Annotated in this window: 11 protein-coding genes; 3 read left to right on the top strand and 8 right to left on the bottom strand. The window is 63.5% G+C overall.

Annotated features, from left to right (window positions below; genetic code table 11):
• Positions 1-36: 36 nt before the first annotated feature.
• Entirely contained in the window at positions 37-618 is a 582-nt protein-coding gene (locus tag EOA23_RS36985; RefSeq protein WP_127306528.1) for a CatB-related O-acetyltransferase, read from the top strand.
• Between the two features lie 21 nt (positions 619-639).
• Positions 640-1,593, top strand: coding sequence for a glycosyltransferase (locus EOA23_RS27985; RefSeq protein ID WP_127306529.1), 954 nt, complete (start codon positions 640-642; stop codon positions 1,591-1,593).
• A 310-nt stretch (positions 1,594-1,903) separates the two neighbouring features.
• Here the strand turns inward: EOA23_RS27985 and EOA23_RS27990 are convergent, their stop codons facing one another.
• The 3 genes from EOA23_RS27990 to EOA23_RS28000 all read right to left on the bottom strand — a co-directional run bounded on the left by EOA23_RS27990 (position 1,904) and on the right by EOA23_RS28000 (position 2,957).
• Positions 1,904-2,146, bottom strand: coding sequence for a DUF982 domain-containing protein (locus tag EOA23_RS27990; protein WP_127306530.1), 243 nt, complete (start codon positions 2,144-2,146; stop codon positions 1,904-1,906).
• Between the two features lie 257 nt (positions 2,147-2,403).
• Positions 2,404-2,649 (bottom strand): DUF982 domain-containing protein, encoded by a 246-nt coding sequence (locus EOA23_RS27995; RefSeq protein ID WP_127306531.1) that lies wholly within the window; start codon positions 2,647-2,649, stop codon positions 2,404-2,406.
• Positions 2,650-2,753: 104 nt separating this feature from the next.
• Entirely contained in the window at positions 2,754-2,957 is a 204-nt protein-coding gene (locus EOA23_RS28000) for a hypothetical protein (protein ID WP_127306532.1), read from the bottom strand.
• Positions 2,958-3,375: 418 nt separating this feature from the next.
• Between EOA23_RS28000 and EOA23_RS28005 the strand changes: the two genes are divergently transcribed.
• Complete coding sequence (locus EOA23_RS28005) at positions 3,376-3,735, top strand: metalloregulator ArsR/SmtB family transcription factor (protein ID WP_042638109.1); 360 nt, start codon at positions 3,376-3,378, stop codon at positions 3,733-3,735.
• Positions 3,736-4,145: 410 nt separating this feature from the next.
• Here EOA23_RS28005 and EOA23_RS28010 read toward each other — a convergent pair whose 3' ends face one another.
• The 5 genes from EOA23_RS28010 to EOA23_RS28030 form a co-directional block, all read right to left on the bottom strand.
• Positions 4,146-4,952 carry an ABC transporter permease gene (locus EOA23_RS28010; RefSeq protein WP_127306533.1) on the bottom strand — a complete coding sequence of 269 codons (807 nt, stop codon included), beginning with the start codon at positions 4,950-4,952 and terminating at the stop codon, positions 4,146-4,148.
• Positions 4,953-4,957: 5 nt separating this feature from the next.
• Positions 4,958-5,791 carry an ABC transporter permease gene (locus EOA23_RS28015; RefSeq protein WP_127306534.1) on the bottom strand — a complete coding sequence of 278 codons (834 nt, stop codon included), beginning with the start codon at positions 5,789-5,791 and terminating at the stop codon, positions 4,958-4,960.
• Between the two features lie 22 nt (positions 5,792-5,813).
• A complete protein-coding gene (locus tag EOA23_RS28020; RefSeq protein WP_127306535.1) occupies positions 5,814-6,929 on the bottom strand; it encodes an ABC transporter substrate-binding protein in 1,116 nt (371 codons plus the stop codon).
• A gap of 73 nt (positions 6,930-7,002) precedes the next feature.
• Positions 7,003-8,097, bottom strand: coding sequence for an ABC transporter ATP-binding protein (locus tag EOA23_RS28025; RefSeq protein WP_042638118.1), 1,095 nt, complete (start codon positions 8,095-8,097; stop codon positions 7,003-7,005).
• Between the two features lie 362 nt (positions 8,098-8,459).
• The coding region (locus EOA23_RS28030; protein ID WP_245474363.1) for a LysR substrate-binding domain-containing protein at positions 8,460-9,027 on the bottom strand (568 nt) is incomplete at its 5' end.

The following is a 9,027-nucleotide window of genomic DNA, read 5'->3' on the forward strand; positions in this document are numbered from 1 at the left end:
GGGCTATGTCGGCGGGAGCGTCGGAGAGGTAACTGGATGTCAGCGTTTTCCAAGTGGCTGAGGGACGCACGCTCCAAGTTGCCGGAGCATGTGACGGTTGGCCGCCACACTTACGGCGTGACATGGCGAAAGGTCCTGTTTCCCTCAAGGGACGCCCCGCTGCGGGTCGGGGCCTTCTGCTCGATTGCCGGTCGGGTGCTTTTCATTTGCTCCGGCCAGCATCCGACCGCGAGCGCTACCACGTTTCCGCTTTACAGCCGGCTGCTGAAGCGGCCGGAGCCGATCGCGGAAGACAGCAAGCCGGCTGGCATCACCGTGGGCAATGACGTCTGGATCGGCAACGGCGCCATGATTTTGCCGGGCGTCGAGATCGGCGACGGCGCTGTCGTCGGGGCAGGGGCGGTGGTCACAAAGAACGTGCCACCTTACGCGATTGTCGGCGGGTCGCCGGCAAGGCTGATCAGATACCGCTTTTCGCAGGACGTCATCTCAAAGCTGCTCGCCATCCAATGGTGGCGTTGGGACGACGACAAGGTCAAACGCGAGGCGGGTCTGCTGACCGGCCCGATCGAGGCTTTTATCGAGAGGCATTCTGTGGCAGGCACCGCAACGAAATGACGGGCGGCGGTTAGCGGAACGATGAAGTCGTGTTTCTTCCTGGCGACGGATGCCGGTTACTTCCCATATGCCTGCCTGACGGCGCGCCGGATACTGGATGTCTCCACCCCGATCGACGGCTTTCTGCTCTACACCGGCGCGAGCCAGGCGGATCTTGAAGTCGCCCGGCATCTGCTGGAAGGCAAGGTCGAGCTGGTCGATGTCGCCGACTTCATGGCGAATTTCGGGTTTCGCTTCGGAACCTACAGCATTGCCGCTTACACTCGGCTTTTCGCCGACCGGCTTGCGGTTTTCGAGCCTTATGACCGCATCGCATACACGGACTGCGACGTTCTCTTCAACCGGGACATCAATGACCTTGCCAGGCAGCGGCTGCGCGCCCCGCTGCTCGCCGCTCACGACGACTACATGTATTTCCGGCCCTCTTACCGGCAGAAGCTCAAGCTGGCGCCAGGCGCGCCATATTTCAATTCGGGCGTCGTCGTCTTCGATATGAACGCTGTCCGGGAGAATGCGCTGCTGGAGCGCACGCGAAAGACCGCTATTGACGGAAGCATGAACGACCAAAATGCCCTGAACGTCGTCTTCGAGGGCAAATGGCAGACGATGCATCCAAACTGGAACCTGCAGTCGCTCGGAGAATTGCGCTTCTCGCAAGCCTGGGCCAGGCATTTCGCCGGCGGCAAGCCGTGGGGCAATCAGGTCGGGGTAGAGTTGGAAGCGCTGCGCATCTGGCGGGACCTGGCAAGGGACACGCCCTGGGGCAGGCCTTTCGAGCAGCGCATACCCTTTGAACGCGGCGTGGTGAAGCGCTTCCTCCGGCGCTTCGACGCGGTTGCCGGCCTGTTCGGCAAGGACGTGCAGCGCCGCAGGGCCAGATATGACGGCAGCAGGATGCACGCGATCTATGCCAGGCAGGCGGATGAAGGCGAGATGGCCGTGCAGTTTCCGGAAGTGCTTGGCGGTTTCGCCTGAAAAGGCCGTCGTCTGCCTGCTGGCTCGATCGGCCATGCGCTGTGGATAGTAACCTGGCGTTTACCATGCTCCGGCGCTTGCGTTGCGGCCTGGTGCCCGACTCGCCGAAATGGAAAGGCCTGAACCCGTCAGGCAGCCCCTAAGCCCAGCGGCCGGCGTTTTCATGTACCCCACGGGACGCGTGCTTGAACGCGTTCCCCAGTATGCGCCGGCCGTAACTTCGCTTGTATGGAAAATGGAAGCCCGCCGCGGCAATGGGAAACCGCGACGGGCTTGGCGACGCCCCAACGGGACGCCATGGGAATCGAGGCTACGCCAGCAGTCCGGCGATCTTCGCCGCCTTGCGCAGCGTCTTGCGGGCTTCCACCGGGCTGCGCAGCCCGTCAAGCGCGTCACGGCAGACGCGGCTCGCCGAGCGCCAGGCGCCGTCGCGGGCCTGTCCCGGCCAACGCAGGTCGAGGCATTCCATCGCCTCGTAGCAGCTCGATACCTTGCGCTGGCCGTTTGGCTGGAAATCGATCACGACCGGTTCGGAAAACCAGACATCGTTCATCACTTTCTCCATTGTTATGATCGTCTTTTGGGCTAGCAATCAGCGCCGGATGGCGCCGATGCAGGCCGAGGGCGATTGCCGACCCGCGCGTTAACCAACCATCCCGCATTAGGTTCCGAAGAATTTCGAGGCGACGATGGGCAGCGTCGGGATGGTCTCCTCAGCGATTCCGGAGGGCTGAAAATCATGTGACCAAAGTCACTGCAGCGCCCTCGCAGGCTGCGCTAATGAATCCGCCAGGCTGATGAAACCATGCCCTATTCGACCAGCACATGCGCTTCGCGCGCGGCGACGATGAAGGCCTCCCTGGCGGCATCGGCCGTGACGTCGCCGCGGATCGCGCGGCGGCAGGCCCGCAGCGCCTCGCCATGCAGCGCACTGCCGGCATCGCGCCATTGGCCGGTCAGCAGCTCGGCGGCTTGTTCGGCGTTGGAGATGTGGCGGATCGACCCGGAAAGGCCGACGGCGACTTCAACCGGCTTGGAGAACCATCCCTGGATCATCGCGAAACCTCCCGAACATGTCGGAACACGATATTCTGCCGTTGCGTTCCGTGCCGGAACGTCAACTCACCGTGAAGCCGCCTCGCGTGGGCGGACCACGTTGCTCATCTTCCAAGCGGCCTGCGCGAAAGCTCGATCAACTCCGCCTCGTCGGTGATGCCGGCCATGTAATTGGCCAGGATGCGCGAGGCGCGTGCTTCCTTCTGCTCGGTGGTCTCGCCCTCGATGCTGCCATTCTCATAGACACGGCCAAGCATGGCCGTCTCGTCGGGAGTGAATGTGTTGCGGGCATGGGACGCGATGGACATGGCTTCCTCCTTGAGCCGGGCTCCTTTTTTGCCCGGCTAATATTAGCATGTTCCAAGGTTGAGCGTGAGTCGCTGCAAGGTATCCTTGCCATGCGCTTCGGCTGACGCCGCTCTTGCCCTGAGGCTGGCCGCTGTTTTGCCGGCCTCGTTATATTCTTGCCGAACGAGCGCTGCGCTGATACGTATTAGCAGCGCGGAATTTTTCCGAGTCTGCATTGACTTGAGCCCGAAAAAGCGCCGCGCGTTCTGTCCGAGACCAGCAACCTCGACGTGGTGGCAACCGGGTTACGAAGGGGTTCTGGTCGAAAAGAAGCAAGGCAGGTCCCGCGTCCAAACCGGGGCAGGCTCATCAACGCTCTGGAATTCTGAAGCCATTGCCCCCATGGCCTTCGGAAGAGCATGAAGCATGGGGAAATCGATGGTTACCAAGAAACTTACCGCCAACGCAGAAAGCGCGGCAGCCTTTCTTGCGGTGATGGGCAACGAAAAGCGTTTGCTCATCATGAACTACCTCGCCGAGGGCGAACTCTCTGTCGGCGTGCTCGCCGACAAGGTCGAACTCAGCCAATCAGCGCTGTCGCAACACCTGGCCAAACTGCGCAGGTTTGGCCTTGTAGAAACCCGCCGTGATCGTCAAATGGTCTATTATTCCTGCAAGTCTTCGGCAGCGCGCGAACTTCTGGCGTTGCTCGATGGCCTGCTGGCCACGGACAAGCCGCTTGCCGGACCGGCAAGGCAGGCCTTCGTCGAGAGGATGCGGCGGCCGCAGGCCGCCTGAACGGACTGCTCCGCACGGGCGAGGCCGGGGGGCCTTCGCCCGGTGTGGCGCCTTGATGGCGCAGACAGCAATGAAGCGGGCCGTGTCGCGACGCCGCCCAGTTCCCCTGCGTTTCCGAGCCGCTCCGCCGTCCCGCCGGTCGGACAGAGGGTCATCACGTTTCTTTGACAAGCGCTGTCTCGATGTCGGATACTCCCGGGCAAGCCGCTGACAAAACAGGCTTTTCTTGGCCGGTTGGGCACGCAGACCGACCGGAGATTACGGATTTGTAAGTCGCCCGGCTGAGCCCTGTTGGCTAGATTTCGAGTCGATCCACACCCCCGGATCACGACGGTGCCGAGCTTCCACTTCGGCTCCGTAAAGAGGCTCGCCGCTCCTGGCGGGCCTCTTTTTCCGTGAACGCAACCGCTCTACGGCGACGCCTTCTGTCTGGTGATCACGCTCCTCACCGCCAGCACCAGCACCGTGATGACGATCAGGATCACCGAAAGCGCCGCGATCGCCGGATCGATGTTGTCGCGCAGGCCCATCCACATCAGGCGCGGCAGCGTGATCGCATTCACCGATGTGATGAACAGCGTCACGCCGATCTCTTCCCAGGAGAGCACGAAGGAGAGCAGCGCCGCGGTGACGATGCCGAACTTGACATTCGGCATGACGACGCGCGTCGCGCGTTCCCACACGCCGGCGCCAAGGCCGCGCGCGGCAAGGTCGATGCGCCGGTCGAGCTGGCTGAGCGACACCAGGATGAGCACGGTGGCGAAAGGCACGGTCATCACCGAATGCGCCATGGCGACACCCAGCCACGTGTCATAGCCGAAGAACGAGGTGAGGCCGGAGACCGAGGTGAGCAGGAAATAGAGCGTCACCGCCGAGACCACTGGCGGCACCACCATCGGCAACAGCACGAAGCCGACAAGGGCGGCGGTGAAGCGCGGCTGGAACATCCAGACGCCGAGGCTGAAGGTGAGTGCCAGCACCGTGGAGAGCGCGCTGCTCACCACGCCGATCCGGATCGACAGCAGGATGGACTCCAGCCAGCGCGGATCCTCGATCAGCGAGCGGTAGTGGCGCAGCGACAATTCACCCGTCGGCATGGTGAGCATGCGGCTCGGCGTCAATGAGACCGGGATGACCGCGAGCAGCGGCATCAAAAGGAACAGCGCTACCAGCACGGCGAGGGCGAGCGAGACGGGGCCGGGACGATAGGTCGGCATCTTGGCTACACCAGTTGCTTCGGTTTGACGTAGCGGAAAAGCAGCGCCATCAGCGCGCCGACAAACACCACCAGCACGACGCTGATCGCCGCGCCCAGCCCCCAGTCCGGGCTCTGGAAGATGCGCAGATAGATCAGCTCTGCGATCATCACGCTGCGGCCGCCGCCGAGGATTGCCGGCGTGACGAAGAAGCCCAGCGAGAACACGAAGGTGATCATCGCCGAGCCGATGATGCCGGAGCGCGTCATCGGCACGAACACGGTCCAGAAGGTGCGCATGCGGCTGGAGCCGAGCCCGCGCGCCGCGAGCAGCACGCGCTCGTCCAGGCTGCGCATGGCTGACGCCAGCGGGAACACCGCGAAGGGGATGAGGAAATGCGACATGCCGACGATGACGCCAAATTCGTTGCGCACCAGGGTCAGCGGCTCGGAGATGAAGCCGACCGATTGCAGCCAGGTGTTGATCAGGCCGCGATTGGAGAGCAGCGCCACCCAGCCGAACGCGCGGGTCAGCACCGAGATCCAGAACGGCACCAGGATGCAGAATTCGGCCAACACACGCTGCACCGGGGTGCCGCGCACCCAGACAACGGTGATCGCATAGGCGGCGGTGACGGAAACCGCCGTGACGATCGCCGCGATGCGCAGCGTGCGGATGAACACCGACTGCACCAGATCGTCGGTGAGCAAAGCGTGGTACTGGCCGAGCCCGGGCGTGGGAAGCGTAAAACTCCACTTCACCACGCCGAGGAACGGCCAGGCATAGGCAAGGACCAGGAACAGGAGCAGCGGCGCCATCAGCAGCGCCGCGCCCATCCTGTCGGAGAGGGTGCCTCTCATAGGCCTGAGAATCTCGGCCTGATCAGGCGGAGATGATCTTTGTGTATTCGTCGAGCGCTGCGCCGTAATTCTTGGCGTACCACTCCATGTCGAGCGGGATCTGCTTGGCCATGTTCGCCGGATCGACGGGATTGATGCGCTTCTTGTCGGCCGGGATGAGCGCATCGGCCGCCGGATTGGCCGGGCCCTGTCCGAGCTTTTCGAACATCACCAGCTCCTTCTGCGGATCCTGAGTGCTGGCGATGAACTTCATCGCCGCGTCCTTGCCGCCGGGATTGTTCTTGAGCACCGCCAGCGCGCCGGGCGAGATCAGGCCCTGGTCCCAGATGAACTTGATCTGGCCGCCGGAATCCTGCTCGATGAGAGAGGCGCGCGTCGACCACACGATCGCCATCGAGGCCTCGCCGTTGAGCAGCACGCTCTGGCTCTCGGCGCCGCCGCCCCAATAGGAGACGACGTTTTCCTTGAAGGCGGCGATCTTGTCATGCGCGCGCTTCAGATCGAGCGGATAGAGCGAGGCAGGCGCGACGCCGTCTGCGAGAAGGGCTGCTTCCCAGCTCGACACGCCCCATTTGTAGAGCGAGCGCTTGCCTGGGAATTTCTTGACGTCGAAGAAGTCGGCCATGCCGGTCGGCGCGTTGGAGCCGAATTTCTGCGAGTCGTAGGCGATCACATAGGAGAAGAAATAGGTCGACGCTGCGTACTCCCAACCGAAGCCCGGCCGCATCTTGCTCTTGTCGACGATCTTGTAGTCGATTGGCTCGAGCATGCCCTGGCCGCCCAGCGTGATCGCCGAGAACGGGTCGACGTCGACCAGGTCCCAGGTCGGCGCGCCGCTCTTGAACTGCGCGGCGATGGCGCCTTCGGTCGGGCCCGAGCCGTCCATCTTGACCGGAATGCCGGTGTCCTTGGTGAAGGCCTGGCCGTAAGCGGCGTCGTAAGCCGTGATGGCATCGCCGCCCCAGTTCACCAGCACCAGCCCTTTAGTTTCGGCATAGGCGCCGGTCGAGCGCAACAGCAGCGGCGTGCCGGCGAGCACGAGGCCCGCGAGCTGCGCGAACTGCCGGCGTGAGATCTCGCCGCGCTTTGTCCGCTCGGCCAGCGATTCGATCGTCTGTTTCTTTGTGTCGTTCGTCATGTCAGTTCCCCTTGTTGTCGTTGATTTGAACCGTAAGCCGCCGCGGTGATGTGTCTGGCCGCGACGGCGGTGCTTACTGTCCTCCATCCGGAAGGAGGAAACCCTTCTCCGCTGGCCATGTAAGCCAGACCGAATTGCCTTTGCTGAGCGCCGCCGCAGCCACTTCGTTCGGCACCGAAACGGTGACCCTGGCGCCCTGGCGCGTGGTGAGGTCGAGCTTGGTCGCGGCGCCCAGATAGGTCGAGGCGACGGCCGTCGCGGCAATGCCGTTCTCATTGATTGACGCTTCCGGCGCGATCGACATGTCCTCGGGGCGGATGGCGAGGATGGCGTCGCCTTTGATCGCTTCCGCCTTGCAGCGCATGTTGACCGCGCGGTCCTCGCAGAGCCCGGTGGCGCCATTGTCGGCGGGGCGCACGCCCTTCACCGGCAGCATGTTGATCTCGCCGAGGAACTCGGCGACGAAGCGGTTGGCCGGCCGGTCGTAGACCTCGTCCGGCCTGCCCACCTGCAAGAGCTTGCCGTGGTTGAAGATGGCGACACGCGACGACAGCGCCAGCGCCTCGCTCTGGTCGTGGGTGACGAAGACGAAGGTCGTGCCGGTCTCCTGGTGCAGCCGCTTCATCTCGGCCTGCATCTGGCCGCGCAGGCTCTTGTCCAGCGCCGAGAACGGCTCGTCGAGCAAGAGCACGCCCGGCTCGAACACCAGCGCGCGCGCCAGCGCCACGCGCTGCTGCTGGCCGCCGGAAAGCTGCGCCGGCAATTTCTTCTCGTGGCCTTTCAGACCGACGCGTTCGACCATCTCGCCGACACGGCTCTTGATTTCCGAGGCGGATTTCTTGCGCACCTTGAGCGGGAAGGCGATGTTCTGTTCCACGCTCATATGCGGGAACAGCGCATAGCCCTGGAACACCATGCCGGCGGCGCGCTGCTCCGCCGGGCGGTTGGTGATGTCGACACCGTCGCTGAAAAGCTTGCCCTCGCTCGGCTGCACGAAGCCGGCGAGGATCATCAGGAAAGTGGTCTTGCCGGAGCCGGAGGGGCCAAGCAGCGTCAGGAACTCGCCGCGGCCGATATCGAGCGACAGATTGTCCAGAGCCCGGAACGAGCCGAAGCTCTTGCCGATCCCTTTCGCCTTGATTTCTGCGGCCCGGCCGGGTTGCTGCATCCTGGCTCTTTCCTCAGTTCCCAATGAAATCGTAGGCATGGCTGCGGCTCACCGCAACCGAATAGTTTTCGCCTGATCGGCAAATTTGATTCACGGGTGCGTGCACTGATGGCGGCGCGATCATAAACGATTGTGATTGGTGGTAGCGCCCACGCACTTCGTGATTCTAGGGCGGAGCAAGGAGCGAAGCGACGCGCGCAGACCCTAGAATCCATTCCGTGACCTCTGGGAGCTGCAACGGTGCAGAATTCCGATAGGCCATGCCCTTCGCGATCGTCACGGCATGGATCCTCGGGTCTACGCGTCCGCTTCGCTCCCGCTCCGCCCGTGGATGACGACCGGAGAGGGCGGCAGCACTCAATCTAAACCCTGCTCTCCGACAGCTTCGCCCTCAGCCAGTCGCCGAAGGCGTTGAGCACCGGGTGCCCCGCCTTGGCGTGCTCGAAGACGAGGAAATAGGATCGCGGCGAGGGGACGGTCGCCTCGAACGGCTTGACCAGCCGGCCTTCGCTCAGCGCCTGGCGGCCGGTCAGCTCGTCGCCCAGCGCAATGCCCTGGCCGGCGATCGCCGCCGAGAAGACGAGGTTCATGTCGGAAAAGAAGATGCCGCCTTCGGTATCGGGATTTTCCACCTTGGACAGCGCCAGCCAGCGCGCCCAGTCCTCGGTGTCGCTGAGATGGAGCAGGCTGGCGCGCAGCACGTCGGCAGGTTTGGAAAAGCCGCCGACCTTGTTGAGCAGCCTTGGACTGCAGAGCGGCGTGAAGGAGACTTCGCAGAGCAGTTCCACAGCCCGGTTCGGCCAGTTGCCGACGCCGAAGGCGATGAAGGCATCGGCGTCCGGATTGCTGACATCGTCGAGTCGCCGCGGCGTCAGCACCGACAGCGCCACATCCGGATACATTTGCTGGAATTCGCCGATATGGGTGCAC

The sequence above is a fragment of the Mesorhizobium sp. M2A.F.Ca.ET.042.01.1.1 genome (genome assembly GCF_003997405.1).
GTDB lineage: Bacteria > Pseudomonadota > Alphaproteobacteria > Rhizobiales > Rhizobiaceae > Mesorhizobium.

What these genes read in the sequence shown, in the direction of transcription:
- EOA23_RS28025 (WP_042638118.1), bottom strand. Translation starts at nt 8,097, where the DNA reads ATGCAGCAACCCGGCCGGGCCGCAGAAATCAAGGCGAAAGGGATCGGC.
- EOA23_RS27985 (WP_127306529.1), top strand. Translation starts at nt 640, where the DNA reads ATGAAGTCGTGTTTCTTCCTGGCGACGGATGCCGGTTACTTCCCATAT.
- EOA23_RS28005 (WP_042638109.1), top strand. Translation starts at nt 3,376, where the DNA reads ATGGTTACCAAGAAACTTACCGCCAACGCAGAAAGCGCGGCAGCCTTT.
- EOA23_RS28010 (WP_127306533.1), bottom strand. Translation starts at nt 4,952, where the DNA reads ATGCCGACCTATCGTCCCGGCCCCGTCTCGCTCGCCCTCGCCGTGCTG.
- EOA23_RS36985 (WP_127306528.1), top strand. Translation starts at nt 37, where the DNA reads ATGTCAGCGTTTTCCAAGTGGCTGAGGGACGCACGCTCCAAGTTGCCG.
- EOA23_RS28015 (WP_127306534.1), bottom strand. Translation starts at nt 5,791, where the DNA reads ATGAGAGGCACCCTCTCCGACAGGATGGGCGCGGCGCTGCTGATGGCG.
- EOA23_RS27990 (WP_127306530.1), bottom strand. Translation starts at nt 2,146, where the DNA reads ATGAACGATGTCTGGTTTTCCGAACCGGTCGTGATCGATTTCCAGCCA.
- EOA23_RS28000 (WP_127306532.1), bottom strand. Translation starts at nt 2,957, where the DNA reads ATGTCCATCGCGTCCCATGCCCGCAACACATTCACTCCCGACGAGACG.
- EOA23_RS27995 (WP_127306531.1), bottom strand. Translation starts at nt 2,649, where the DNA reads ATGATCCAGGGATGGTTCTCCAAGCCGGTTGAAGTCGCCGTCGGCCTT.
- EOA23_RS28020 (WP_127306535.1), bottom strand. Translation starts at nt 6,929, where the DNA reads ATGACGAACGACACAAAGAAACAGACGATCGAATCGCTGGCCGAGCGG.